The 25,497-nt window shown below is 64.0% G+C and carries 20 protein-coding genes; 14 read left to right on the top strand and 6 right to left on the bottom strand.

Annotated elements, in window-relative coordinates; all coding sequences use genetic code 11:
- The first annotated feature begins 19 nt into the window (after positions 1 to 19).
- The 6 genes from clpB (at position 20) to B843_RS11750 (ending at position 7,401) form a co-directional block, all read left to right on the top strand.
- Positions 20 to 2,569 carry an ATP-dependent chaperone ClpB gene (clpB, locus tag B843_RS11775; protein ID WP_025253695.1) on the top strand — a complete coding sequence of 850 codons (2,550 nt, stop codon included), beginning with the start codon at positions 20 to 22 and terminating at the stop codon, positions 2,567 to 2,569.
- Between the two features lie 329 nt (positions 2,570 to 2,898).
- A complete protein-coding gene (gene gluA, locus B843_RS11770; protein ID WP_197020846.1) occupies positions 2,899 to 3,627 on the top strand; it encodes a glutamate ABC transporter ATP-binding protein GluA in 729 nt (242 codons plus the stop codon).
- A 32-nt stretch (positions 3,628 to 3,659) separates the two neighbouring features.
- Positions 3,660 to 4,547, top strand: coding sequence for a glutamate ABC transporter substrate-binding protein (locus B843_RS11765; RefSeq protein WP_025253693.1), 888 nt, complete (start codon positions 3,660 to 3,662; stop codon positions 4,545 to 4,547).
- Between the two features lie 80 nt (positions 4,548 to 4,627).
- Positions 4,628 to 5,314, top strand: a complete 687-nt coding sequence (locus tag B843_RS11760) for an amino acid ABC transporter permease (protein ID WP_025253692.1) — start codon at positions 4,628 to 4,630, stop codon at positions 5,312 to 5,314.
- On the top strand, positions 5,314 to 6,252 hold the full coding sequence (locus B843_RS11755) for an amino acid ABC transporter permease (protein ID WP_025253691.1): 939 nt from the start codon (positions 5,314 to 5,316) through the stop codon (positions 6,250 to 6,252). Before B843_RS11760 ends, B843_RS11755 begins: the two co-directional genes overlap by 1 nt.
- Positions 6,253 to 6,405: 153 nt before the next feature.
- Entirely contained in the window at positions 6,406 to 7,401 is a 996-nt protein-coding gene (locus tag B843_RS11750) for an HNH endonuclease signature motif containing protein (protein ID WP_025253690.1), read from the top strand.
- 60 nt (positions 7,402 to 7,461) lie between these two features.
- Here B843_RS11750 and B843_RS11745 read toward each other — a convergent pair whose 3' ends face one another.
- The 3 genes from B843_RS11745 to B843_RS11735 form a co-directional block, all read right to left on the bottom strand.
- Positions 7,462 to 8,559 (bottom strand): inositol-3-phosphate synthase, encoded by a 1,098-nt coding sequence (locus tag B843_RS11745; RefSeq protein WP_025253689.1) that lies wholly within the window; start codon positions 8,557 to 8,559, stop codon positions 7,462 to 7,464.
- A 277-nt stretch (positions 8,560 to 8,836) separates the two neighbouring features.
- On the bottom strand, positions 8,837 to 10,273 hold the full coding sequence (locus B843_RS11740) for a cation:dicarboxylate symporter family transporter (RefSeq protein ID WP_025253688.1): 1,437 nt from the start codon (positions 10,271 to 10,273) through the stop codon (positions 8,837 to 8,839).
- A 230-nt stretch (positions 10,274 to 10,503) separates the two neighbouring features.
- Entirely contained in the window at positions 10,504 to 11,460 is a 957-nt protein-coding gene (locus B843_RS11735; protein ID WP_025253687.1) for a ribonuclease H family protein, read from the bottom strand.
- Between the two features lie 106 nt (positions 11,461 to 11,566).
- Here B843_RS11735 and B843_RS11730 point away from each other — a divergent pair, with 106 nt between their 5' ends.
- From B843_RS11730 to B843_RS11715, 4 genes are all read left to right on the top strand, one after another.
- The gene (locus tag B843_RS11730) at positions 11,567 to 12,445 is read left to right on the top strand and encodes a sulfurtransferase (protein ID WP_025253686.1); all 879 of its coding nucleotides are present in this window, start codon (positions 11,567 to 11,569) and stop codon (positions 12,443 to 12,445) included.
- A gap of 21 nt (positions 12,446 to 12,466) precedes the next feature.
- On the top strand, positions 12,467 to 13,900 hold the full coding sequence (locus tag B843_RS11725) for a type III secretion system chaperone family protein (protein WP_025253685.1): 1,434 nt from the start codon (positions 12,467 to 12,469) through the stop codon (positions 13,898 to 13,900).
- Positions 13,901 to 13,965: 65 nt separating this feature from the next.
- A complete protein-coding gene (gene pyrE, locus B843_RS11720; RefSeq protein WP_025253684.1) occupies positions 13,966 to 14,511 on the top strand; it encodes an orotate phosphoribosyltransferase in 546 nt (181 codons plus the stop codon).
- Positions 14,477 to 15,181, top strand: a complete 705-nt coding sequence (locus B843_RS11715; protein ID WP_051483509.1) for a TrmH family RNA methyltransferase — start codon at positions 14,477 to 14,479, stop codon at positions 15,179 to 15,181. Before pyrE ends, B843_RS11715 begins: the two co-directional genes overlap by 35 nt.
- Here B843_RS11715 and B843_RS11710 read toward each other — a convergent pair.
- On the bottom strand, positions 15,164 to 16,660 hold the full coding sequence (locus B843_RS11710) for a hypothetical protein (RefSeq protein WP_155895159.1): 1,497 nt from the start codon (positions 16,658 to 16,660) through the stop codon (positions 15,164 to 15,166). The two genes, B843_RS11715 and B843_RS11710, sit on opposite strands and share 18 nt — an antisense overlap.
- A 290-nt stretch (positions 16,661 to 16,950) precedes the next feature.
- On the opposite strand from B843_RS11710, the gene B843_RS11705 reads away from it, so the two are divergent.
- Positions 16,951 to 18,099, top strand: a complete 1,149-nt coding sequence (locus tag B843_RS11705) for a glycoside hydrolase family 76 protein (RefSeq protein ID WP_197020836.1) — start codon at positions 16,951 to 16,953, stop codon at positions 18,097 to 18,099.
- Here the strand turns inward: B843_RS11705 and B843_RS11700 are convergent.
- Entirely contained in the window at positions 18,096 to 19,316 is a 1,221-nt protein-coding gene (locus B843_RS11700) for an ATP-binding protein (protein WP_025253680.1), read from the bottom strand. The genes B843_RS11705 and B843_RS11700 overlap by 4 nt on opposite strands.
- Before the next feature lie 221 nt (positions 19,317 to 19,537).
- On the bottom strand, positions 19,538 to 20,224 hold the full coding sequence (locus tag B843_RS11695; RefSeq protein WP_025253679.1) for a VTT domain-containing protein: 687 nt from the start codon (positions 20,222 to 20,224) through the stop codon (positions 19,538 to 19,540).
- 370 nt (positions 20,225 to 20,594) lie between these two features.
- On the opposite strand from B843_RS11695, the gene fbaA reads away from it, so the two are divergent.
- The 3 genes from fbaA (at position 20,595) to B843_RS14225 (ending at position 25,111) form a co-directional block, all read left to right on the top strand.
- Positions 20,595 to 21,629: a class II fructose-bisphosphate aldolase gene (fbaA, locus tag B843_RS11690; protein WP_025253678.1), complete on the top strand. Its 1,035-nt coding sequence runs from the start codon at positions 20,595 to 20,597 to the stop codon at positions 21,627 to 21,629.
- Between the two features lie 551 nt (positions 21,630 to 22,180).
- A complete protein-coding gene (locus B843_RS14300; protein ID WP_025253677.1) occupies positions 22,181 to 22,939 on the top strand; it encodes a CshA/CshB family fibrillar adhesin-related protein in 759 nt (252 codons plus the stop codon).
- Positions 22,940 to 22,999: 60 nt separating this feature from the next.
- Positions 23,000 to 25,111 (top strand): CshA/CshB family fibrillar adhesin-related protein, encoded by a 2,112-nt coding sequence (locus B843_RS14225; protein ID WP_155895158.1) that lies wholly within the window; start codon positions 23,000 to 23,002, stop codon positions 25,109 to 25,111.
- The last annotated feature ends 386 nt before the right edge of the window (positions 25,112 to 25,497 follow it).

Below are 25,497 nucleotides of genomic sequence, written 5' to 3'. Positions count from 1 at the left end.
CAACTCTAGGAGGAAGCCCATGAGCGCTTTCAACCCAACCACCAAGACCCAGGAGGCCCTGCAGGTTGCGCTGCAGCAGGCTTCCTCAAACGGTAACCCCGATATCCGCCCCGAGCACCTGCTCGCCGCCATCCTCGGGCAGGAGGACGGCATCGCCGCCCCCGTGCTCCGTGCCACCGGCGTCGACCCCGAGGTCGTGCGCAAGGAGGCCGAGACGCTCGTGGGCAAGCTGCCCAAGGCCGAGGGCTCTGGCATGGCCAACCCGAACTTTAACCGCGACGCCCTCAACGCGCTGACCGCCGCCCAGGAGCTGGCCGGCGAGCTCGGCGACGAGTACGTCTCCACCGAGGTGCTGCTCGCGGCCATCGCCCGCGGCAAGACCGACGCCGCCGAGCTGCTCACCAAGCGCGGCGCTACTTACGACGTGATCAAGGGCGTGTTCCCCTCCGTGCGCGGCAACAAGAAGGTCACCAACCAGGACCCGGAGGGCCAGTTCCAGGCGCTGGAGAAGTACTCCACCGACCTCACCGCCCGCGCCCGCGAGGGCAAGATCGACCCGGTCATCGGCCGCGACGCCGAGATTAGGCGCGTGGTGCAGGTGCTGTCGCGCCGCACGAAGAACAACCCGGTGCTCATCGGCGAGCCCGGCGTGGGCAAGACCGCCATCGTGGAGGGCCTGGCCCGACGCATCGTCGCCGGTGACGTGCCGGAGTCGCTGAAGGGCAAGACGCTCATCAGCCTCGACCTGGGCTCGATGGTTGCCGGCGCGAAGTACCGCGGCGAGTTCGAGGAGCGCCTGAAGGCCGTCCTCGACGAGATCAAGGGCGCCGAGGGCGAGATCATCACCTTCATCGACGAGCTGCACACCATCGTCGGCGCCGGTGCCACCGGCGAGTCCGCCATGGACGCGGGCAACATGATCAAGCCGCTTCTGGCCCGCGGCGAGCTGCGCCTGGTGGGCGCGACCACCCTCGACGAGTACCGCAAGTACATCGAGAAGGACGCCGCGCTCGAGCGACGCTTCCAGCAGGTCTTCGTCGGCGAGCCGTCCGTCGAGGACGCCATCGGCATCCTCCGTGGGCTCAAGGAGCGCTACGAGGTCCACCACGGCGTCCGCATCCAGGACTCCGCGCTGGTGGCTGCGGCGACGCTGTCGGATCGCTACATCACCTCCCGCTTCCTGCCCGACAAGGCCATCGACCTGGTCGACGAGGCGGCCAGCCGCCTGCGCATGGAGATCGACTCCTCGCCGCAGGAGATCGACGAGCTCCAGCGCATCGTGCGCCGACTCGAGATCGAGGAGATGGCCCTGGCCAAGGAGACCGATGACGCCTCCAAGGAGCGCCTGGTCAAGCTGCGCCAGGAGCTGGCCGACGAGAAGGAGAAGCTGGGCGAGCTGACCGCGCGCTGGAACAACGAGAAGGCCGCGATCAACAAGGTCAGCGAGCTGAAGGAGAAGATCGAGGGGCTGCGCCGCGAGGCCGAGATCGCCGAGCGCGATGGCGACCTGGGTCGGGTCTCCGAGATCCAGTACGGCATGATCCCGGGCCTGGAGAAGGAGCTCAAGGACGCCGAGAACTCCGGCGTGTCCGCCACGCTGCTGAGTGAGGAGGTCACCCCGGACACCATCGCCGAGGTCGTCTCCGCGTGGACCGGCATCCCTGCGGGCAAGATGCTCCAGGGCGAGACCGAGAAGCTGCTCAACATGGAGGCCGAGCTGGGTAACCGAGTGGTTGGCCAGCGCGAGGCCGTGCAGGCCGTGTCCGACGCGGTCCGCCGCGCCCGTGCCGGCGTCGCCGACCCGAACCGCCCGACCGGTTCCTTCCTCTTCCTGGGCCCCACCGGCGTGGGCAAGACGGAGCTGGCCAAGGCGCTGGCGGAGTTCATGTTCGACGACGAGCGCGCGATGGTGCGCATCGACATGTCCGAGTACGGCGAGAAGCACTCCGTCGCGCGCCTCGTCGGTGCCCCTCCGGGGTACGTCGGCTACGACCAGGGCGGCCAGCTCACCGAGGCCGTTCGCCGTCGCCCGTACACGGTCGTGCTCTTCGACGAGGTGGAGAAGGCGCACCCGGACGTCTTCGACATCCTGCTGCAGGTGCTTGACGAGGGCAGGCTTACCGACGGCCAGGGCCGCACGGTCGACTTCCGAAACACGGTCCTCATCCTTACCTCCAACCTCGGTGCCGGCGGCACCAAGGAGCAGATGATGGACGCCGTCAAGCACGCCTTCAAGCCGGAGTTCGTCAACCGCCTGGACGACGTGGTCATCTTCGACCCGCTGAGCCAGGAGCAGCTGACCCACATCGTGGACATTCAGATCCGCGGGCTGGCCGAGCGGCTGTCTGCTCGCCGCCTCACGCTGAACGTCTCTGACGCCGCGAAGCTGTGGCTCGCGGACCGCGGCTACGAGCCCGCCTACGGCGCCCGTCCGCTGCGCCGCCTCATCCAGCAGGCGATCGGCGACACGCTCGCCAAGAAGCTGCTCGCCGGTGAGATCCGCGACGGTGACACGGTGCACGTCGACGTCGCCGACGGGGGCCAGACCCTCGACATCGAGCGCGCCTAGGCTCGCACCCTAAGGGGCGGTCGTCTTCGGACGGCCGCCCCTTCGTCTTTCGCCATCGGCGCGGTGAAAGTAATTCGCATCGGCCTGCAAGAGAAGCTTCCCGCACGGGAAGTTTGCGTCGCTGAGCTGGGTGTTTGGGGGATGAAATGGCGGCTTTCGCGCCGTGGGCGTCGATACGCGCCTTGACAAATGGTCGTGCCACGCCGAGAATAACTATCAACCTATAGAAAGATCTCTTATAGGCGTTTACATGCACACTTCGCATGAATTGCTAAATGTGAGCTACGACGCTAAGGTAATGGGCTATGACACAGAACTCAAACGACATCATGGTCTCTGTGGCTGGAGTGAACAAGTACTTCGACAGCTATCACGCGCTGCGCGACATCAACCTGGAGGTTCCGCGCGGGCAGGTCGTGGTGGTGCTGGGGCCGTCCGGCTCCGGCAAGTCGACGCTGTGCCGCACGCTCAACCGCCTCGAGACCATCGATGAGGGCACCATCTCGATCGACGGTGTAGCCCTGCCGGAAGAGGGCAAGGCCCTGGCCAAGCTGCGCTCCGACGTGGGCATGGTGTTCCAGTCCTTCAACCTCTTCCCGCACATGACCATCCGGGACAATGTCACCTTGGGGCCCGTGCTCGTGCGCAAGATGAAGAAGGCGGACGCCGACAAGCTGGCCATGAGCCTGCTCGAGCGCGTCGGGATCGCCAGCCAGGCCGACAAGTACCCCGCCCAGCTCTCCGGCGGGCAGCAGCAGCGCGTCGCCATCGCCCGCGCGCTGGCCATGAAGCCCAAGGTCATGCTTTTCGACGAGCCGACCTCGGCCCTGGATCCCGAGATGGTCAACGAGGTCCTCGATGTCATGGCGGGCCTGGCCAAGGAAGGAATGACCATGATCTGCGTGACCCACGAGATGGGCTTCGCGCGCAAGGTCGCCGACCGCATCCTGTTCATGGACGAAGGACAGATCCTAGAGGACACCGACCCGGACAGCTTCTTCTCCAACCCGAAGACCGCCCGCGCCAAGGACTTCCTCGGCAAGATCCTCGCTCACTAGAACGCACACACTTAACTAAAGGAGAACCTCTCATGTCTCGCTCTCTCATGCGCACCCTCGCCGCCACCGCCGCCGCTATCGCCTGCACCGTTACGCTCGCCGCGTGTGGCGACGGCAGCTCCTCCTCGTCCGCCTCCGGCGGCAATGGCCTGCTCGCCGACATCGAGGCGGGCAAGGTCACCCTCGGCACCAAGTTCGACCAGCCCGGCCTGGGCCTGAAGAACGCCGACGGCACCATGAGCGGCCTCGACGTGGACGTTGCCACCTACGTGGTCAACTCGATCGCGAAGGCCAAGGGCTGGAGCAACCCCGAGATCACCTGGCGCGAGACCCCGTCCGCCCAGCGCGAGACCGTCATCGGCAACGGCGAGGTCGACATGATCGCCGCGACCTACTCGATCAACGCCTCCCGCGCGGAGAAGGTCAACTTCGGCGGCCCGTACCTCATCACCCACCAGGCGCTTTTGGTCAAGTCCGACAACACCTCCATCACCAAGCTCGAGGACCTGGACGGCAAGAGCCTGTGCTCGGTGTCCGGCTCCACCCCGGCGCAGAAGGTCAAGGACGCGCTGCCGGGCGTGCAGCTGCAGGAGTTCGACACCTACTCCTCCTGCGTTGAGGCGCTCGGCCAGGGCACCATCGACGCGATGACCACCGACGCGACCATCCTCAACGGCTACGCCGCCCAGAACCCGGGCTCCTTCAAGCTCGTGGAGATGGAAAAAGACGGCAAGCCGTTCACCGACGAGTACTACGGCATCGGCCTGAAGAAGGACGACACCGAGGGCACCGACGCGATCAACACCGCCCTGAAGGAGATGCAGGACAGCGGCGAGTTCGACAAGGCCGTGGAGAAGAACCTGGGCTCCAAGGACGGCATCGACAACGGCACCCCGGGCGACCTCTCCTTCATCAAGTAACAACGACACCGGCGCGCCGCTTCACACTGCTGGCGGCGCGCCGTAGGCGTCGATAAGCAAGCCCCAAAAGGAGTCACAACATGGACGCAATGTGGGAGCAACTGGGGCCGGCGATCCTGCCTGCCTTTTGGACGACCATCAAGCTGACGGTGCTGTCCGCGATCTTCTCGCTCATTTTCGGTACCATCCTCACCGCGATGCGTGTGTCCCCGGTGCGGATCCTGCGCACCATCGCCACGTTCTACACCAACACGGTGCGCAACACGCCGCTGACGCTGGTGGTGCTGTTCTGCTCGTTCGGCCTCTACCAGACGCTCGGGCTGCAGTTGGCCAGCCGCAGCTCGTCGACGTTCCTCGCGAGCAACAACTTCCGGCTCGCGGTGCTGGGCTTCACGCTCTACACCTCGGCGTTCGTCGCGGAGTGCCTGCGCTCGGGCATCAATACCGTCAGCTTCGGGCAGGCGGAGGCGGCGCGCTCGCTGGGGTTAAGCTTCGGCCAGACGTTTTCCAAGATCGTCTTCCCGCAGGCCGCGCGCGCCGCGATCGTGCCGCTGGGCAACACGCTCATCGCGCTGACGAAGAACACCACGATCGCGTCGGTCATCGGCGTGTCCGAGGCGTCGCTGCTCATGAAGGAAGTCATCGAGAACCACGCGAGCGCGCTGTGGGCTATCTTCGGCGCGTTCGCGCTGGGCTTCCTCATCCTCACGCTGCCCATGGGCCTGGCCCTGGGCGCGCTGTCTAAGAAACTGGCGGTGAAGAAATAATGTCTACTCGCGCAACCGTGCTTTACGACGCCCCAGGCCCCGTAGGCATACGTCGAAACCGGATCTACACGGCCGTGACCCTGCTCGTGGCGGCGGGACTTTTGGCGTGGGTGTTTAGCACGCTCAACGCCAAGGGGCAGCTGGCCGCGGAGAAGTGGACGCCGTTCTTGGACGCGAACACGTGGAGAACGTACCTTTTGCCGGGCCTGCGCGGCACGCTGACCTCGGCGGTGGCCTCGCTGTTCTTGGCGCTGGTCGTGGGCGTGACCCTCGGCCTGGGAAGGCTCTCGCGCAACCGGGCGATCCGCTGGCTGTGCGGCGTGCTAGTGGAGTTCTTCCGCGCCATACCAGTGCTGCTGCTGATCATCTTCTCCTACCAGGTGTTCGCGGTCTACGGCGTGTTCAAGCCGAAGTACCTGGCGTTTGCGGCGGTGGTGTTCGCGCTGACGCTGTACAACGGCTCGGTCATCGCGGAGATCCTGCGGGCTGGCATCGAGTCGCTGCCGAAGGGGCAGACGGAGGCGGCGCAGGCGCTCGGCCTGTCGCATCGGCAGACGATGTTGAGGATCCTTCTGCCGCAGGCGGTGGCGGCGATGCTGCCGGCGCTCATCGCGCAGATGGTCATCGCGCTGAAGGACTCCGCGCTCGGCTACCAGATCGGCTTCGTGGAGATCGTGCGCCAGGGTATCCAGTCGTCCTCGGCGAACCGGAACTACCTGGCCTCGCTCATCGTGGTGGCGATCATCATGATCATCATCAACTACTCGCTGACGCTTTTGGCCGAGCGCATCGAGCGCCAGCTGAGGGCGGGGCGTGCACGCAGGAACATCGTGGCGAAGGTCCCGGAGCATGAAAACCAGGGGTTGGATACGAAGGACAACGTCGTCGCCGACTGGCACGACCCCGGCCACGTGGAGATCAAGAACCCAGCGGAGTAGAACCGCTTAGACTATCGGAAAATCGCGACGAGCGCGCGGCGAGGGGCCCAGGGCCTGTGGATAACTTCTCACGGTGGGAAGTTATCCACAGATTGTGGGCTCTTTTTTCATGTGCTCTTGCGCGGGGTTGCGAGGGCGTTTAGCGTGCGGGGCATGAACGTGTTGGAGACCTTGGGCGCGCTGCTGCGCGACCCGATGACGCTCATCGAGGAAGCCAGTGGGCTGGGTGAGGGTGAGCTGGAGCGGTTGTTGCCGGAGTCCACGGCGGCTACCGTCGCAGGGCTTGCGGCGATCTATGCCGCGCCCTCGCCGATGTCGCGGGTGCAGGCAGAGTGCGTGTCCGCGATCCGCGCCAACGGGCACTGCCTGGATGCGCTTGTGGCGATCGAGGCGGTTGCCCGCCGGGTGGCGGACAAGCGTAAGAAGTGGCGCCTGCGCCGCGAGCTGTGCCGGATGAAGGCGGCGCCTGCGGAGCTTAAACGCCGCGGACTGGCTTTGCTAAAGAAGCTCGTTGCACCCCGCGCGTTGACGTTGGGGGTGTCGGTGCGCAGGTATGCGGACAATACGTGGTCGATGCGGGTCAACGCCCCAGCGGAGGTGATCGCTACGCTTTACGACCCGGTCAAGGACGCCGATGACCCGGTGGCGGCGTTGCAGGAGGCGATCACCGGTGGCGGGGCCGTAGCAACGGTGCTGCGGCCGATCGTGACGATCCCGCTGGACGCTCTCGATGCGGTGCTGGATGGCACCGGGGATGAGACGGTGTTGCGGTGCTCGGATGGGGTGGAGCGCACCAGCACGCAGGTCGCCCGCATGAAGCTGGATGAGAAGTGGGGGTTTGCGCTGATTCATCCGGTTGAAGGGCCGGTGGACTTGGTTCGCTCGGAGCGGTTTGCCAACGGCAAACAGCGTGTCTTGGCGGCGGTCGAGAATCCCACCTGTGCGTGGGATGGGTGCCATAAGCCAGCCGATGAGTGCCAGGTGCATCACTTGGTTCCGTGGCAGTTCGGTGGGCACACGAGAAGCTCGAACCTGGCCACGTGCTGCGCGTATCACAACGGTGTCAACGACGATGATCCGACGGGGCCGTCGGTGCGCGGGCGGCTGGAACGCGTCGACGGGAAGGTACGCCGGGTATTCCGTAGCTAGCGCGCCTAGCGCACGCAAAAAGCCGCAGGGAGGGTCTCCCTGCGGCCTAGAAGGCGTGCCTTAGGCGTTTTCGCCGCGGATGAAGGCCTCGAGGTTGGCGCGGGCCTCCTCGTCGCCCAGCTGGATGGGCGGGGACTTCATGAGGTAGGAGGCGGCCGGGTTAACCGGGCCGGCGATGCCGCGGTCGAGGGCGATCTTGGCGGCGCGGACGGCGTCGATGATCACGCCGGCGGAGTTCGGGGAGTCCCAGACCTCGAGCTTGTACTCGAGGTTGAGCGGGACGTCGCCGAAGGCCTTGCCCTCGAGGCGGACGTAGGCCCACTTGCGGTCGTCGAGCCACTCGACGTAGTCGGACGGGCCGATGTGGACGTTGCGGTCCTCCTTCTTGCCCGCGATGGGGGAGTCGTGGAGGATCGAGGTCACGGCCTGGGTCTTGGAGATCTTCTTGGACTCCAGGCGGTTGCGGTCGAGCATGTTCTTGAAGTCCATGTTGCCGCCGACGTTGAGCTGCATGGTGCGCTCGAGGCGCACGCCGCGGTCCTCGAAGAGCTTGGCCAGCACGCGGTGGGTGATGGTGGCGCCGACCTGGCTCTTGATGTCGTCGCCAACGATCGGCAGGCCCGCGTCGACGAACTTCTGTGCCCACTCCGGGTCGGAGGCGATGAACACCGGCAGGGCGTTGACGAAGGCGCAGCCCGCGTCGATGGCCGCCTGCGCGTAGAACTTGTCGGCCTCCTCGGAACCGACCGGCAGGTAGGAGACGAGGACGTCAGCCTTGGCGTCGCGAAGCGCCTGCGCAACGTCGACGGGCTCCTCGGAGGACTCCTCGATGGTGGCGAGGTAGTGCACGCCCAGGCCGTCGAGCGTCGGGCCACGCTGGACGGTCACGCCCAGCTCCGGGACCTCGCAGATCTGGATGGTGCAGTTCATGGAAGCGCGGGTCGCGTCGGAGAGGTCCTTGCCCACCTTGTCGGCGTCGACATCGAACGCGGCGACGAACTCGACATCCGAGACGTGGTAATCGCCGAACTTGACGTGCATGAGGCCGGGAACCGTCTCGGTCTCTGGGGTGTCACGGTAGTACTCCACGCCCTGGATGAGCGAGGTTGCACAGTTGCCAACGCCGACGATCGCGACGCGAACCTTCTTTGCTCCCATGTTCTTTTATGCTCCTTGAAAAAAGTATTTAGCCCGTGAAGAGGCTACTGTTGGCCAAGGGTAGGACAGTTTGTTACAGGCTCTAAACGAGCCTCCGCGCACTAATCGATTCAGAAGCTTTCGCTGTTAAGTTTCGGAATCGAAACATGCAGTAGGTTTAGGAAAATATGTGGCCTTGCTCACAAGGCTGCTGAATGGTTAAGTATGGATCGATACGCAACGCCGCCGCCGGAACATGAATTCCAGCGGCGGCGGTAGTCTGCGTGCCGTAAGCGGGCTAGTGCCTGAAGGCCTCGATGTTGACCTGCGGGGTCGGCTGCAGCGACTCGGTGGCCGGGTTGGTCACGGTCGGGTTGTGGAAGTCGACGTCGGAGTCGTCGGCGGCCGCCACGTAGGGGATCTTCCCGTCGAGCACGTCCCTCACGCGGGCCAGGTCCACGGTGCGGGTCCACTTGCCCACGAGGATCGTGGCCACGGCGTTGCCGGCGAAGTTGGTCAGCGCACGCGCCTCGGACATGAAGCGGTCGATGCCCACGATGACGCCCACGCCGTCGAGCAGCTCCGGGCGGTGCGACTGCAGGCCGGCCGCCAGGGTGGCGATGCCTGCGCCGGAGACGCCGGCCGCGCCCTTGGAGGCGATGATCATGAACAGGAGCAAGCCGATCTGCTCGCCCAGGTTCATCGGCATGTGCATGGCATCCGAGATGAAGATCGCGGACATAGTCAGGTAGATGGCCGTTCCGTCCAGGTTGAAGGAGTAGCCCGTCGGCACCACGATGCCCACCGTCGGGGTGGCAACGCCCACGTGCTCCATCTTGCGCATGAGGTTCGGCAGCGCCGACTCGGAGGAAGAGGTGGCCACGATGAGCAGGAACTCGCGCCCTAAGTACTTGCACAGCTTGAAGATGTTCACCCGCGTGAACGACCACAGGATCGTGCCCAGCACGCCGAAGATGAAGATGATGCAGGTCAGGTAGAAGGCGATCATGAGCACGCCCAGCTGCAGCACGGCCTTCATGCCGGTCGCGCCCACGACGCCCGCCATCGCGCCGAACGCGCCGATCGGCGCGACCCACAGCACCATGTTCAAGATCTTGAACATCAGCTTCTGCAGGTGGCCCACCGCGATGAGGATCGGCTCGCCGCGCTTGCCCATCGACTGCACCGCGAAGCCGACCAGCAGCGCCACGAACAGCGTCTGCAGGACCGATCCAGAGGTGAACGCGGAGAAGATCGTGTCGGGGATGATCGACTGGATGAAGCCGATCATGCCGCCGCCGTGCTCGGCCTGAGACGCGTACTCCGCGCCCGCGTTCTTCGTCGCCTCGATGTTCAGCCCCGAGCCGGGCTGGATGAAGTTGCCCACGACGAGGCCCACGGCCAGCGCGAAGGTGGACATCGTCAGGAAGTAGCCGAGCGCAAGTCCGCCGGCCTTACCCACCGACGCCGCCGCGCGCACCGAGCCGATGCCCAGCACGATGGTGCAGAAGATGACCGGCGAGATCATCATCTTGATGAGGCTGACGAACATCGTGCCGAGCACCTTGAAGCTCTTGGCCACGTCGGGCGCGACGAGCCCGAAGATAATGCCGGCGATCACCGCGATGATGACGCCGATGTAGAGCCAGTGGGTGCGGTCCTTGCGGGGTTTCTTGGGTTCTGGCACCTGCGGCGAGGTGCTCAGCATGCTTTCTGCGCTGGGCTGTTGTGCCATTGGAGGGTTCCTCCCGGTCAAGCAGGCGCTTATCGACGCCTACGGCTGCTAAAGGTGATGCGGCACACAATAACCCGAGTGGGGAGACGTAAGGAAATCTCTATATCTGTATGTGGTTGGGGTTATGCCCGGGTTGTGAGATGGATCGTGAAAGACCAGCGTACAGGCGGCAGCACACCTGCTGTCACCGGGGTGAAATTACCCCCGGAACGGGGGAATAGGTCCGACCTCTATGCGGCCAGGGCGAGCTCCCCGATGATGCCCTCCTGGATCGTGCGCAGCCACTCGCCCGGCAGATGGCTCTCCACCTGGTAGCGGTGCTGGCGCGCGAGCCGGTCGGCGGTCTCGTTGAGCAGGTGACCGGAATGTCCCGGCACCCAGTTCGCCGAGAGGAGGCCCGCCGCAAAGAATCCGGCGTAGCGAGACAGCGTATGCAGCCTGCCGAGCGCGCGGCGGGAGTCGCTCAGGAAGGCGACCCTGCGCCCCGGGTGGTGAGCGAAGTGGTAGGCGAGCGCCTCCTCGATGGCCGCCAGCTCCAGGAAGGCGACGTTCTCGCGCGGGCGACAGGCCCGCGAGGCGAACTCGCCTTGGGTGTTGACCCAGGCGATCGAGCCCTGCCGGAGGCTGCGGGAGGCGTCGGTGGCGTAGACCAGGGGCGGCAGCAGCATCGGGCAGGCCGCCCGCGCGCGCTCCCACCCGGCCTCGCGGGCGGCAATGAACCGGTAGACCGGGTGACCCTGGGCGTCGATAAGCAGCTGCAATGACGCGGTGCTCTCCGCGAGGGCGCTGGCGGCGGCGAGGCGTTGCGCGCGGGCGTGAAGGGCGGGGGCGACGAAGGCGCGACGGCGGCAGGTAACGCGCGCGGGCCCGACGATCGCGCACGCCCCCAGCACCTTCTGCAGCGCCGCGACCGATCCCGCAACCCGACGCGCGAGCGCGCCCGGAACCTCGACCGCGCAGTCGAGAAAGTTCGGGCCTGCCGCGAAGGACCCCGCGCGCGGCAGCTCGACCTGCTCAGAGAAGGCAGCCTGCCACTCGACGACCCCGCGCGGCGTGGGCGCGGCCGCGGCGACGGCGACGGTGATGACGGCGCGCGTGCCCACCTGCACCAGGCGGGCGGCGGAGACGGCAATGACGGGGCTGGCCGCGCGGGCGCAGGCAAGCGGGCTGACGGAGGGGGCGTTCATGAGGCCTACGTTAGGCCCGCCGGGCGACGCGCCGCAGCTCTTTCGAACGCGCGTACGCGTGCGCCCCAAGGGGCGAACTTCGGGGGTGGCCTTTAAACTGATCAGCATGAGCATCACAATCACCGCCGACGAGTTGGCCACGCGCCTCAACTCGGGCCACAAGCAGACCATCCTCGCTGCCTTGTGGTACCACGACGGCAAAGACGGTTACCACCAGTTCAACTCCGAGCACATCTCCACCTCGCTGTTTTGTGATCCCGCCCTGGCGCTGGCCGGGGTCCCCGGCTCCAGCATCGGGCGCAACCCGCTGCCCAGCACGCACATCCTCGAGCGCTGGTTTTCCAAGTGGGGCCTGCAGCCCGGCCGCCAGGTCGTCGTCTACGACAACTACCGCGGCCTGTACGCCGCCCGCGCCTGGTGGATCCTGCGCTGGGCGGGTATCGAGGACGTCGTGATCCTCGACGGCGGCCAGAAGCACTGGGAGGCCTCCGGTTACAAGACGCTCGGCGGCCCCGGCAACCTCGCCAGCTACGACGACGTCACCCCCACCCTCGGCCACCTGCCCACCGCCACCATCGACGACGTCAAGGCCCACGACGGCCTGCTCATCGACGCCCGCGAGGCCAACCGCTTCGCCGGCCGCAAGGAGTTCCTCGACCTCAAGGCCGGCCACATCCCCGGCGCCATCAACATCCCCACCCGCGAGGTCATGACCCCCGACCACCGCTTCCGCCCGGCCGACGAGCTCGCCGAGCTGTTCGCCTCCCGCGGGGTCACCAACGACGTCATCGCCGACACCATCATCTACTCCGGCTCCGGCAACCACTCCGCGCAGGTCATCGCCGCGATGAACATCGCGGGCCTGGACACCCCGCGCCACTACATCGGCGGCTGGTCCCAGTGGAGCGCCGACCCCGCCAACCCCGTCGAGCGCGGCGACTGGCTTTTCGACGAAACCAGGGAGGGCACCAAGAGAAACAAGTAGCCGCCGACTAGGCTATTTGGCATGCTCTTCATCCTCGCCGCCATCATCGGTGTCGCCGGCATCGCCCTGTGGTACCTCGACTCGACCCGCCGCAAGGCCGCAACCCACGCGCTGCCCGAGCCCGAGGCCACAGCGCCCCAGGCGCTCGCGCAGGAACCGGAGGCGGAGCCGGAATCAGAGGCCGAGCCCGAACCGGCCCCCGTCGAGGACTTTTCCGACGAGCCGATCGACGCCGAGATAGAAGAAGACGAAGAACCCGAGATCCCCCCGGCCATCGACGAGGACTTCGAAAGCCAGGTCTTCGACACCACCACCGGCGAGTGGGCAGTCCCCCTCGACGAGCCCGTGGAGGAGGCACCGCAAGGCGTCGACAAGCAAGAAGCGGAACCGGAGACGCAGCCGGTGGAGGCCGCCGACGTCGAGCTCGAGGCCGTGCCCGAGACCGACCTGGGCGAGGAGATCATCGCCGCCAACGCCGCGGAGCCGGAGCCGGAGGAGTACCTCGAGGGCGACGACCTCACGCTCGAGCGCCCCGAGCCCGGCACGGTCCGCTTCGAGGCGGAGGTGCCAGCGGAACCCGAGCAGCCCAAGCCCGCCCTCGTGCAGCTGCCCGGCGCCGCCCGCCGTGAGAAGCGCGCGTGGGCCCAGGAGCGCGGCTTCGGCTACCAGCGCACGGACAACTTCCTCACCGACGAGTGGTCCCGCGGCGCCGCATCGACCGGGGCGAGCGCGAAGGACGTCGTCTCCGGCGTGCTCTACGGCCACGAGATGTACCTCGCGGAGCTGGGCGGCATTACGGTGATGGCTTTACGACGGCCAGGGGCGTCCGACGTGGTGGTCGACGCGCGCCGCGCGGTGCTGGGGGAGGAGCTCGAGTCCGAGGACCTCATCCCGGTGTCGACGGTGGCGGGCTTTAGCCTGTTCAGCAACGACCCGGGCGCGGCCGAGCGCATGACCGACACCCGCTTCCGCAGCGCGCTGGCGGGCATGCCCGAGACCGTCACCGCGGTGTGGATGGAATCGGACTGGGTACTCGCGCAGACCGCCAAGGGCTCCACCCACGAGGACTGGGACACGATGGCCGCGATGCTCGCGGTGTGCGCCGCCGTCACGCGCGTCCTCCCGCCGCGCATGGGCGCGACCCAGGCCGTCGACTTCCACGACTGCGACCCCTCGCGCCCGCTGCCGGTCCCGCCGTCCTACTTCGAGGACGAGCCGGAGGAGGACCTGCCGGAGATGCCGCAGATCACCCGCCAGGACGAGCCGGTAGAGATGCCTTCGCGCTCGGAGGAGATCAGCCATGGGGTAGTCGAGCCGCGCTCGATCGGCTCGCAGTCGGTGGAGGCCATCGCCGGCGACGACGAGGAGGCCACCCCGAACAGCTACCAGGGCACCCGCATCGTGAGGGAGCTCAACGGGCAGTCGAGCATCTTCGAAGACGGCGCGGCCGACTAGGGGCTACACGCCCCAGACCGTAGACTGAACACTTGAGATACGACATCGCAGACCCAGGAGGAAAAGTGGACATCGATCAGGCCAAGAAGGCGGAACTGGCCGAGCTGGTCAAGGAGCTGGCCGTCGTGCACGGCAAGGTGATCCTGTCGTCCGGCAAGGAGGCCGACTACTACGTGGACCTGCGCCGGGCCACCTTGCACCACAAGGCCTCCCGGCTCATCGGCCAGCTGCTGCGCGAGCTGACCGCCGACCTCGACTACGTCGCGGTGGGCGGACTCACCCTTGGCGCGGACCCAGTGGCCACCGCCATCATGCACGCCGACGGGCGCGACATCGACGCCTTCGTCGTGCGCAAGGAGGCCAAGAAGCACGGCATGCAGCGCCGCATCGAGGGCCCGGACGTCGTGGGCAAGAAGGTCCTGGTCGTTGAGGACACCACCACCACCGGCAACTCCCCGCTGATCGCCGTCGCCGCCCTCCGCGAGGCGGGCGCCGAGGTCGTCGCCGTGGCCACCGTCGTCGATCGCGCCACCGGCGCGGAGAAGGTCATCGCCGACGAGGGGCTCGAGTACCGCTATGTGCTCGGCCTTGAGGACTTGGGTCTTGCCTAACCCGACCGAAGACACCCCTGGCCCCACCGAGTGGGGCGAGGGGCGCCACGGCGTGGGGCCTTGGGCAGTAGAGCACCCGGGCACGCCTCTTCCCGACGACCCGCGCCTCGACCCGCAGCTTCTCGCCGAGGGCGACCGCCGCAACGTCGTCGACGCCTACCGCTACTGGTGCCGCGAGGCGATCGTCGCCGACATCGACACCCGCCGCCACGCGCTGCACATCGCGATCGAGAACTTCGAAAACGACGCCAACATCGGCACCGTCGTGCGCACGGCGAATGCCTTCGCCGTGGACACCGTGCACATCGTGGGGCGGCGCCGCTGGAACCGCCGCGGGGCGATGGTCACTGACCGCTACCAGCACCTCATGCACCACCCGGATACCGCCTCGCTCGTGGCCTGGGCGCGCGAACGTGACCTTACGATCGTCGCCATCGACAACACGCCCGGCTGCGTCCCGCTCGAGACCGCAAAGCTGCCGGAGCGCTGCTTGCTGCTGTTCGGCCAGGAGGGCCCCGGCATCACCGACGACGCCCAGGACAACGCGGCGATGACCTGCTCGATCGCGCAGTTCGGCTCGACGCGCTCGATCAACGCCGGCGTCGCGGCCGGGATCGCCATGCACGCATGGATACGGCAGCACGCCGATCTCTCACGCGCGTGGCAATAGGTCCCCCGGCCTCACCGCCTGATACGTCGCATACCCGCTGCGCATCCACACGACCTGCTCGGTAGCCCCCACCAGCCCGCGCAGGTGGTCGTAGGCGATCTTGTCGCACGCGGCCTGCAGCCTAAGCGAGCGGATCCGCCCCGGGGCGCGCAGCCCGCGCCGCGGCTGCAAGCGGTAGCCCATCGTCCCCACCTCCGGGTCGTCGCTGAAGTCGGTGAGCTCTGCCGCGGCGAGGATCCCGCCCAGCTCCGCGGCGATCTCGATCGAGGAGAGCTGCTTGACCAGGATCTGGTCGTCCATCATCCCGTCGATCACTTCGGGAAGGTCGACCACCTTGAGGTTCGCCGTGGGCACCATCGACTTCCGCGCGCGGGGGTCGTACTCGCGGCTGTCGAAGTAGACCGGGTCGAGGAAGTCCACGAACCACAGGATAAGCTGCATGGTCCCGAGGATGAGCGGGACCGCGAGAAGCGTCTGGGGCCCGTCGCCGATGAGCGGTACTACCCCGAGCGAGGCGAGGATCATGGAGGCAAGCAGCAGCGTCGCGGAGAACCCAAAGTACCAGGCGAGCATGCGGTAGAGGCTGCGCGTGAGGCCGCGGCCGAGGGGCGCCACGTAGCCCATCTCCGCCGAGATCGTCGCCATGGCGACCAGCCCGTACGTTGACGCGCACAGCAGCACGAGGGTCAGCTGCCCGCTGCTGGTCAGCGCCGTCCACTCCTCGCGGAAGTCGACCTCCATCGCCACCATCGCGAGCACGAACGCCGCGATGCCCAGCTCGATCGCGGCACGTATCACGTGCGCGCCCAGCAGCGCCAGCGTCGCAGGCGAGAATCGGCCCAGTTCGGTTCGCTCAAGCAGCTTTTCGACGGCCTCCGGTCGGTACCACGCGGACCGGATCACGCCCACGGAATCGCCGAGCAGAACCTCCACGCGCGAGAGCGCGCCGTGCAGGTTGTCCCCGCGCCGCCTGCCGATGGGCAGCTCCGAGGCATACAACAGCGCGCTGATGACGATGATGAGCAGCTCCAAGATGAAGTAGGTGGCGTGCTCCCTGGACGCCACCAACGCCAGGACCGAGGACCCCGATTCCTGCGCCTCCAATGCCACGGTGGACAGCTCAAACCCGGTGGCCAACCCGCAGACGACGAGGAAGCTGAAAAGGAGGGTCAGCTCCACGAGGGAGTGCGTGCGCATCGAGTACAGGTCGCGGTCCGCCTGCAGCTTGGCGAATTTCGCGGCGGCGACGATCGCCGCGCAGACCGTCACGAGGTCCGCGATCCCCAACGGGTTTTCGTCGGTGATGGCGAGGTGTCCCTCGTGGAACATGACGAAGGCAGAACCCACCCCGGTGGCGAGGAAGGCGGTGGCAAAGAAGGCTATCAGCCCCCATGGGATCCCATCCCACGGTCGTCGCGCGAAGAACGCGGCCACCCAGGCGTGCGCTGGGGCAACGGGATTCTCTTTTAGCCGAGACATGTACAAAAGGTTAAGAGGATGAATCTAATTAGGGAAGCCTCCGCTACTTGCCCCGAAGGTTGGGGTGCACTGCCGCAAAGCGGGAGGTCGGGGTGGTGGAAAATTTCAGGTATCGCTCAGCGGCCGTCTAGCGTGGCGCGGCGCTAACCGGACAGTTTTATTAAAATGTGCCTGTAATTGAAAACCTGGCTGGAAAAAATCTTTATAGATTCGTTATACTTCCACTCTAGGAGTGGGATCAGCCGCTCCACGCGCTTCTATCCTTTGGGCATGGTGAATCTGTGAACGAAATGTGGCTCCATCGCGCCGACCTCGCTGAGGCGGCGATCAATGAGCGACATGCTTCCCACGTGTGGGGGATCCCCCGCACCAACCTGGCGGTCGTCGCGTGGCCGCCGCATACGAAAGAGAAGCTGTTCTACCGCTGGCATTACTGGTGGCAGGCGCACTACATCGATTGCCTTGTCGACGCCACCTTGCGGCGCCCCACCAACGCCCGAAAGCAGCGGCTGAAGGAAACCATCGCCGGTGTGCGGGTGCGCCAGTTCGGCAGGCTGACGCACAACGACTATTACGACGACAAGACCTGGTTGGCCCTGGCGCTCGATCGCGCGCGTGAGGTCAATGGCCGCGGGCGAAAGAAGTTCCTCCGTCGGCTTGAGGAGAACATCCTCGCCGGTCTCGACTCGATCACCGGCGTCATGCCGTGGCGGGTGGGGGAGACGTTCTTTAACGTGCCCACCAACGCGCCGGTGGCCATCATGGCCGCCCGCACCGGGCGGGTCGAGAAGGCCCGCTACCTGGTGGACTGGATCTTCGACAACCTGGTCGACGACCATGGCCTCATCATGGACGGCATCCGCATGAGCATGCACGGCCCCGAGGTCGTGCGCAACACCTACCCCTACTGCCAGGGCGTGGTCATTGGCGCCTGCGTGGAGATCGCCCTCGCGCTTCGCGAGCAGGAGCGCAGCGAGGAGGCCGTGAACTACCTGGCCCACGCCCGCGCGCTCATCCACGCCGTGGCCAAGGAGATGGCCACCCCGGAGGGCGTTATCGACGTCCAGACCGGCGACGGCGACGGCGGCCTGTTCAAGGGCATCCTCGCCCGCTACCTCGCCGACGCCGCCGTGCGCCTTCCCGCGGACAACCCCGCCAACATCGCCGCCCGCAAGATCGCGGCCCGGCTCGTCATGGCCTCGGCCGAGAGCGTGTGGAACCACCGCCTCGAGGTCGACGGGCTGCCGGTGTTTGCCACCGACTGGACCGAGGACGCCCGGCTGCCGCACAACTACGGCCTGGGCACCAATGCGCTCAGCGACATCGTCCGCGTCGTGCGCATCGACGAGCGCGACCTCTCGGTGCAGCTGTCGGGCTGGATGCTGGTGGAGGCTGCGGCCCGGATTTCCATGGACGAAGAAGCGGCGAAAAACGACTAGGACCGTGTCGACTTCCTAGGTCGTTTCTCGGGGACCACCAATTCTGGGTATCTTCTAAGCATGTAGGCGTCGAATTGCGGCACGGTGAATTGCGCATAGCCGAAGCTGGGAGTGAAGAGCAGGCCCATATTGATGAGCTCGGCTCTAGTTGGGCCAAGGCTTCTTGACTCCCTCCCCATCACTTTGGCGACGTCCCCAGCGCTTTGAGGTCCGGGGCCCAGTTCTGCCATTGCACGCAGATACGCGGCCTGCAATGGTGTAGCTCGATCGAGCCGAACTCTAAAAAACGATGAGTCCAGATTGGCCTCATACTGTTGAAGCGCTAGGTGTATATCTTCTAGCGTGAATGGTGTGTTTGTGGCAGTGGCCCAAATCGATGAGCCCATTTCTTGGATAAAGTACGGATATCCTTGCGTAACCGCAACTGCCTTTTCTAGTGCATCCGGTTCGAAGGTCGCGTTTTCTTCCTCAGCGGGGCGTCGAAGTGCCTCTTTTGCGTCTTCCAGTGAGAGGGTGCCAATGTCGACAAATTTGAATAGTCTTTCTGCGTAGGATTTCGCGTCGCCAGCGAGTTCCGCGATCTGTGGTAATCCGGCGCCGACGAGCGTGATCGGCAGAGCTCTTTGAACAGTCTTGTGAACTGCGGTGATTAAGGCTTCGAGCTGTTCTGTGCTGAGGAACTGGATCTCATCGACGAGTAGGACGAAACCCCTGCCTGCGTCGGCGGCGGCCTCACCGAGCGCGACAAATAGCTCGGTGAGATCGAGCGTAAGGACCTTACTGTCTGCTTTTCCCTCCAAGGCTTCCACATCCAAACTCAATGAGATGTTTCCCGAAGGGTCAAAGGTCATCCCAAAAGATGCCAAGACTGAGGCAGCATTCTTAATGCGGTCCGACCATTTCTTCCTTGGGGAGAGTTCGAATAATGCGCTCTTGAACTTGTAGAAGAGCTCCATCCTGAAATCCAGTTCACTGTGCTTGAGCGCTTCAAACTCGACGACCACCCAGTCTACTGAGAGCGCCTTTTCTCTAAACGACCCAAGCAAAACGGTCTTGCCGACTCCCCGCAGCCCAGTGATGATCATGGATTGTTCGGTTCGGCCCTTTTGTAGTCTTCCGAGGAGCAGATCGAAGCTTTCCAGCTGATCATCGCGACCGACGATGGCGGGCGGACGGGCACCCGCATTTGGCGTGTATGGATTGTCAAGCGGATTCAATTCCTGAAGCCTCCAATTTACTAAGTTTATCTAGGTTTATCTTAAACTAATAAACTTGCCTAAACTTGAAAAACTAGTGCTCCGCCCGAGTCTATTCCGGCACGTAATATCTGGCAGCGTGACCTTTGGGTGTGTCATTAGACCGTGGAGATGAGCAAAGCAAAAGGGCTGGGGGTCGATCACGGCTCCCAGCCCTTCTAACGGTAGAGAATCAGATCGGGCTACGCATTTTCAGCCGCGACGTCCTTCTTCTTGCTGAAGAAGTTCTTCAGGCCGCCGATCACGCCCGGCAGGATCGAGATGAACACGATGAGCAGGAAGATCGGCTCGATGTTATCGCGGATGAAGGTGTACTGGCCCAGCCATGCGCCCAGCAGTGTCACGCCGCAGCCCCACAGCGCGCCGCCGATGACGTTGAAGCTGAAGAAGGTGCGGTAGCGCATGCCGGAGATACCCGCCACGAGCGGCGCGTAGGTGCGCACGATCGGCACGAAGCGGCAGATGATGATGGTGATCGGGCCGTGCTTCTCGAAGAACTCGTGGGACTGCTGCAGGTAGGCCTGCTTGAAGAAGCGGCCGTCCGGGCGGTTTTGCAGGAGGTGCCCGAAGCGGTTGCCGATGAAGTAGCCCACCTGGTCGCCCAGGATGGCGGCGACGGTGACCACGAGCAGCACGAGGATGAGCGGGGCGAAGGGGTCGTCCTGGACGGACAGCATGCCGGAGGTAAACAGCAGCGAGTCGCCCGGCAGGATCGGGAAGAGGAGTCCGGACTCGATGAAGACGATGAGGGCGACGCCGGCGAGAATGAACTCGCCGAAGGGGCCGGAACCGCTCAGCAGGTACATCGGGTCCATGAAGCTGGCGCCGGAGGCTAGGGTGCTCACCGATTCGGCGGCGGTGGTAATCATGGGTAGAGAAGTTACCCCGGTTGTCTGTGAAATTGCTGGTAACGCACGGGAAAACCCCGGAATTGGCGCTTATCCGCTTTGAATCTCACTCCTATTGGGAACGTGGCCCGTTTCACGAAAGACGGTCGCAAGAGCCGGTGACCATGATCTTTCCGTCCGCTGACCTGCGTCATCGCCGCCGAAACTGCCAACCCTGAATCGTTTTTGAGTTGGTTTGTGTCCGATTGTGTGGTTTTAATCTCCTCTGAGGGGAAGCGAAGTCGGCATGATGCTGGCATAATTGGTTCTTAGGTCACGGAGAATGTCCACATTCTTCGGACATTCCACAAATCCACATCCGTGCTTTCTAGCAATCACTGGAGGAAACTTAATGCCTATCGCAACTCCCGAGGTCTACAACGAGATGCTGAACCGCGCCAAGGAAGGCGGCTTCGCTTTCCCGGCCATCAACTGCACCTCTTCTGAAACCATCAACGCGGCTCTGAAGGGCTTTGCTGAGGCTGAGTCCGACGGCATCATCCAGTTCTCCACCGGTGGTGCTGAGTTCGGTTCCGGCCTGGCCGTGAAGAACAAGGTCAAGGGCGCCTTGGCTCTGGCCGCCTTCGCCCACGAGGCTGCCAAGAACTACGGCATCAACGTCGCCCTGCACACCGACCACTGCCAGAAGGAGGTGCTCGACGAGTACGTCCGCCCGCTGATCGCCATCTCCCAGGAGCGCGTCGACCGCGGCGAGCTGCCGCTGTTCCAGTCCCACATGTGGGACGGCTCCGCCATCCCGATCGACGAGAACCTCGTCATCGCCCAGGAGCTGCTGGAGAAGGCTCACAAGGCCAACATCATCCTTGAGGTTGAGATCGGCGTTGTCGGCGGCGAGGAGGACGGCGTTGAGGCTAAGCACGGCGCTAACCTCTACACCTCCGTCGAGGACTTTGAGAAGACCATCGACGCCATCGGCACCGGCGAGAAGGGCCGCTACCTGCTGGCCGCTACCTTCGGCAACGTCCACGGCGTGTACAAGCCGGGCAACGTCGTCCTGCGCCCCGAGGTTCTGGACGAGGGTCAGAAGGCCGCCACCAAGAAGCTGGGCCTGCCTGAGGGCTCCAAGCCGTTCGACTTCGTCTTCCACGGTGGCTCCGGCTCGGAGAAGGGGAAGATCGAGCAGGCTCTCGGCTACGGCGTCATCAAGATGAACGTCGACACCGACACCCAGTACGCCTTCACCCGCCCGGTCGTTGGCCACATGTTCTCCAACTACGACGGTGTCCTGAAGATCGACGGCGAGGTCGGAAACAAGAAGGTCTACGACCCGCGTTCCTACATGAAGAAGGCCGAGCAGGGCATGTCCGAGCGCGTCATCGAGGCCTGCCAGGACCTCCACGCCATCGGCTCCACCCTGAACAAGTAGGCTCTCTCCTTACTTAACTAGGTAGGCCCGCACCATCGTTTCGTGATGGTGCGAGCCTGCCTTCTTGCATTGCTTGCCGACGATCAAAAGCGGGCACCCCGCCGTGTTGAAAAAGAATGCAAAATCGGGGCTCGGTCGCTACCCCCATTAAGGTAATTGGCCCGAAATGAGCGAAAGAAATTTCCGCTCAATTGATTTAGGTGACATGTGAACATTGTTCATTTGTCAATTCGGGGTTAGGCCTTTGTGTTTGTAAGAAAATCGGGACATTTTCAATAATTCGCCCCGAGCTACAAGGGCACTCCAGGAGGTCAAAATGTCCCGAAATATACCCTCCTAAGTGGTCAAAAGCACTAAATCGAAGTGGTGTGCGTGGGAGTGATTTTGATAGTGTTTCCAGCGTTAATGTTTTCTTTAGCTTCCTCTTGGACGGGGTCACCTCTCGCCCGTCGAAGTTCGAAGCCACTGCAGAAATATAGGCAGCGCTTATGCATACACACTCGAGGTCCCTCGCCCGAGTCCTAGGAGTATTCCTCGCCTTCGCGTGCGTAGTGGTCGTTCTCTTTAGCGTCGCAAAGCCAGCGCAAGCTCAAGACGCCGACCTTGTTGACTCCCTCAACCAGCTGAACACCGCCTTGGACGCGGCAACCGCAGACACCACCGCGGACACCACCACCGACCTCACGGGGCTCGACGCGACCGACGCGGCCGCTACGGAAACCGCCGCCGACACCTCGACCCTGGATGGCATTACCGCCATCGACCAGTCGCTCATGGGGGTCAACTCCCAGCTGATGTCGCTCGACGCGGCCGTGAGCGGCGCTGCGGCTTCTGGAACGGTCAACCAGGACGTCCCCGTCGGTTTCGCCACCGGCGGCTCCGGCCGCTACAAGGATGACATTCAGTGGATCAAATGGGACGCCGAAAACGCTGAAAGCTGGGACTACAACAACCCCAAGAATCTCATTCAAAACGTCGGCGATACCTTCACCCAGCTGCAAACGCGTGATCTCGGTGAGGCCGGATCGTTGCAAACGAAGTGCACGATCACGCTTACTGCTAACTATGGCGCGCAAGCTGGAAACGGTGTTCGTGCCTACCGGCCGGGCAACTTCGGCGGCGACGGCCTTGACGATCTCTACAACGTCGGCGGTACCGGAACCAACAACCAGCTGCTGATCGGACTCGCGAATAGTCAGAACCGCTCAGGGACGGTAGCTTCTACTACCGCTTTCAACTACTCCTGCGAGGCGCGCTTGGTGGCGGCAAACCAGACCTATGATTCTGGAACAAAGGTTCCGCTTCAGTGACTAGTATTTGCCGACGCCGAGTCGAACACAGTGAAAGCCGGTATCACTGAATCTATTTCGGTGACGCCGAAATGGGATACGACCGATCACGGCTGGTATCTCATCGACAGATTCCGTAGTGGCGCTAATGCAACTAGCAGCTGCGCCACCGACGAGACTCTTGGCCTCGACTGGATGGGCCAGCTGTCTATGACACCGACCGGTGCGGAGTGTTACTCCGACTACAACGCCTCCAACGGAGCGACCGAGATCGGACAGGGTCCCATGGGTGTCACGTTTGCGAAGGGCTCGACAAGTGCAAACGTCACCCTTCGCGGCTGCGGATTCACCGGCGTTGCCCTCGGCGTGCTTATCAGTACCGATTTCGGCGACGCCCCGAAGTCCTATGGAGAGGCCGGTTCCATCTACCAGCCGGCGTGGACTGGAAGCCAGATTACAAACGGCAGCACCGTGATGACTCAGCCGCTGGCGAGCCTCACCACTGACTCTGTCAACCCGGTCCTTGGTTCCAAGATTGATTCTGAGGCAGCCCAGCTGCACTCCAATGACGCGAGCGGCGACGACAATCGCCAGACCACCAACTACGACGACGAGGACGGCCTCGACGGTAAGCAGTTGGCCACCGACAATTTCAAGCTTCCCGCAAACCTTGAGTTGAAGTCTGGTGGCACCTACCAAGTTCAGGCACAATGCAAGGGCGCCGCGGGCGCGCGCGTTGCAGGCTGGATCGATTGGAATTCCAACAACAAGTTCGATTCCGGCGAGATGTCCAACACGGTGAATTGTTCAGGAACGCCAACTGTAACCCTGACTTTCACAATGCCCGCCGACGTCAATCCCAAAATGACGGTGTCCTTCCTACGCCTGCGCACGACCCTCGACGCGGGTGACCTCAAGCCCACCGGTGTGACCACCAGGGGTGAGGTCGAGGACTACCCGCTCTACCGCACGGTGGTCCGCCTCAAGAAGCAGGTCGACAACAATTTCGGCGGAACGGCGAAGCCGGATGAGTGGCAGCTAACCGCGGGTACCTTCAACCCGGACAAGGCCAACAACGCCATTGACGCTGCGGAAGATAAATCCAACCCGGTAGACACCACCGGCAAGGAGTACAAGGCCATCAAGTCGGGCACCAACCTTGCGCTTAAGGAGCAAGTGGTCGATACGTCGAAGACCTACGGCTACGAGCTCAAACAACTCACCTGTACCCCGTACACGTACAACTTCGATACCCAGAAGCTAGACGCGGGGACCCCGCAAACGTGGAACAAGGACAACGTTGCCACCGCGGCGATCACCCCGCAGCGAGGGACGTACGTCGAGTGTGTCTTCGAGAACCAGGACAAGCCCAGCGAGGTGACCTGGAACAAGATCGACCAGGACACCAAGGCAAAAATCGCCGGCTCCGAGTGGAAGCTCGTCTACACGCCGAACGACGGCTCGGGCGACACCGAAACCACCGTCGTGGACAACTCCGATCCCGACAAGGACACCACGGGCGGCGCCTTCAAGCTGACCGATCTCAAGCGCGGCACCTACAAGCTCTACGAGACGAAGGCCCCGGACGGTTACCTCCTCGCACCCGTCGCCGACGGCCAGCAGCCGACCCCGGTCAAGGAGTTTGAGCTCACCGGCAAGGACAACGAGCTGACCCAGGCGCTGGGCGACTTCACCAACTCCCGCGCTCTCCAATTCGTGTTCACCAAGGTCGGCGAGGACCCCGTGAATGCCGCCGGAGGCCTGCAAGTGCTCTCCGGTGCCGAGTTCGCGGTCTACTACGACTCGAAGGACAACCCGGGCACCATGGGCGACAAGGTCGAAGACGCCAAGGTGACCAAGGATGACGACGCCACCTGGCACATTTCCAACGTCCCAGCGGGCACCTACTGGATCGTGGAGACCAAGTCCCCGGTCGGCTACAACCTGCTGGCTGAGCCGATCAAGATCTCGCTGACTGCCACCCTGAGCATCGTTGGTCCAGATGGATCCGTGGTGAATGTGGAAAACAGCAACTCGCTGGTCCAGGTGACAGATGGTGCATTCACTATGAGGGTGGAGAACACCGCAGGCGGCGCGCTGCCTAAGACGGGCGGTCTCGGCGTCGGCGTTCCCATCGCCGTCGCACTGGCGCTCGTCGCCGCAGGAGCGTTCCTCGCGCGACGCCGTAGCTAACGCGCTTGGAAGCGGCTTCTAGGGGCTCTGGTACTCGCAAAAGGTACCCGGGTCCCTTTTGCTGTGCTTATCGACGCCCAAGGCCTGTCAACCAAGCGCTACAGCAGCCTCACGATGGCCGAAACGGGCCAAGGAAGTGCGCATCAGATGGCCTAGATTCTTAGGCAGGAATTCATAAGATTAGTAGTAAGTGATAAGTTGCTTAAACTTGAACTTGCACCTTCCCTAGCTGTGCCAAATACCGGGGATTGGTACGGCTCTGTCTGTGCCCGCCGATCAGGTTTGAATCGAATAAGCGGAGTTCAGCAGCCCAAAAACCAAAATGGGGGCACCCGTGGGGGATTTTCAACATTCTTGGTGCTGAAAACCGGAATCGTAATCCGTTT

The sequence above is a fragment of the Corynebacterium vitaeruminis DSM 20294 genome (genome assembly GCF_000550805.1).
In the GTDB taxonomy this organism is placed as follows: Bacteria; Actinomycetota; Actinomycetes; order Mycobacteriales; family Mycobacteriaceae; genus Corynebacterium; species Corynebacterium vitaeruminis.
The sequence above is the reverse complement of the archived record's forward strand: the minus strand, read 5'-3'. Positions and strand labels throughout refer to the sequence as shown.

Excerpts from the sequence above, each read along its gene's own strand:
- B843_RS11705 (WP_197020836.1), top strand. The coding sequence starts at position 16,951 with ATGTGGCTCCATCGCGCCGACCTCGCTGAGGCGGCGATCAATGAGCGA.
- fbaA (WP_025253678.1), top strand. The coding sequence starts at position 20,595 with ATGCCTATCGCAACTCCCGAGGTCTACAACGAGATGCTGAACCGCGCC.
- B843_RS11760 (WP_025253692.1), top strand. The coding sequence starts at position 4,628 with ATGGACGCAATGTGGGAGCAACTGGGGCCGGCGATCCTGCCTGCCTTT.
- B843_RS11730 (WP_025253686.1), top strand. The coding sequence starts at position 11,567 with ATGAGCATCACAATCACCGCCGACGAGTTGGCCACGCGCCTCAACTCG.
- B843_RS11745 (WP_025253689.1), bottom strand. The coding sequence starts at position 8,559 with ATGGGAGCAAAGAAGGTTCGCGTCGCGATCGTCGGCGTTGGCAACTGT.
- B843_RS11765 (WP_025253693.1), top strand. The coding sequence starts at position 3,660 with ATGTCTCGCTCTCTCATGCGCACCCTCGCCGCCACCGCCGCCGCTATC.
- B843_RS11725 (WP_025253685.1), top strand. The coding sequence starts at position 12,467 with ATGCTCTTCATCCTCGCCGCCATCATCGGTGTCGCCGGCATCGCCCTG.
- gluA (WP_197020846.1), top strand. The coding sequence starts at position 2,899 with ATGGTCTCTGTGGCTGGAGTGAACAAGTACTTCGACAGCTATCACGCG.
- B843_RS11750 (WP_025253690.1), top strand. The coding sequence starts at position 6,406 with ATGAACGTGTTGGAGACCTTGGGCGCGCTGCTGCGCGACCCGATGACG.
- B843_RS11695 (WP_025253679.1), bottom strand. The coding sequence starts at position 20,224 with ATGATTACCACCGCCGCCGAATCGGTGAGCACCCTAGCCTCCGGCGCC.
- B843_RS11755 (WP_025253691.1), top strand. The coding sequence starts at position 5,314 with ATGTCTACTCGCGCAACCGTGCTTTACGACGCCCCAGGCCCCGTAGGC.
- clpB (WP_025253695.1), top strand. The coding sequence starts at position 20 with ATGAGCGCTTTCAACCCAACCACCAAGACCCAGGAGGCCCTGCAGGTT.
- B843_RS11735 (WP_025253687.1), bottom strand. The coding sequence starts at position 11,460 with ATGAACGCCCCCTCCGTCAGCCCGCTTGCCTGCGCCCGCGCGGCCAGC.
- B843_RS11710 (WP_155895159.1), bottom strand. The coding sequence starts at position 16,660 with ATGTCTCGGCTAAAAGAGAATCCCGTTGCCCCAGCGCACGCCTGGGTG.
- B843_RS11715 (WP_051483509.1), top strand. The coding sequence starts at position 14,477 with ATGTGCTCGGCCTTGAGGACTTGGGTCTTGCCTAACCCGACCGAAGAC.
- B843_RS11740 (WP_025253688.1), bottom strand. The coding sequence starts at position 10,273 with ATGGCACAACAGCCCAGCGCAGAAAGCATGCTGAGCACCTCGCCGCAG.